1 pseudogene is annotated in these 409 nt (G+C 58.2%); it reads left to right on the forward strand.

The annotated features are described in order from the left end of the window. Positions 1-78 precede the first annotated feature (78 nt). Positions 79-409: pseudogene (locus ACPYOP_RS33010) on the forward strand (ShlB/FhaC/HecB family hemolysin secretion/activation protein); the annotation flags it as partial.

Consider the following 409-nt stretch of genomic DNA (forward strand, 5'->3'; position numbering starts at 1 on the left):
GAAACCCTGAGCGCCGCCGCAACCACGCCACGATCGCTCCACGCGACGATCTCGATCCGGCCGCCGTGATCGACAAATGAGCATAGCGGCCCGGATTACCCATGGCGGGATGATGGCCTGGGCAAGAGCAACAGCTATTCCGGCAATGTCAGCGTGCCCTACGGCTACTGGACATTCTCGGCGAACGGCTCCTGGTACGAATACGACAGCACGGTTCCAGGGAATTTCGGGCCGCTCAATACGTCGGGCGATAGCAAGCAGGTGGGGATCGGCGCCGATCGGGTGATTTTCCGCGACAAGGATTCGATCACTACCTTCAACAGCGGGCTGAGCTACAAGGAAACCAACAACTTTCTGCTCGGCAACAAAATAGAGGTCGGAAGCCGCAAATATACCGTCGGTGATCTTG

The organism is Rhizobium sp. KNZ2-6A (assembly GCF_056755475.1).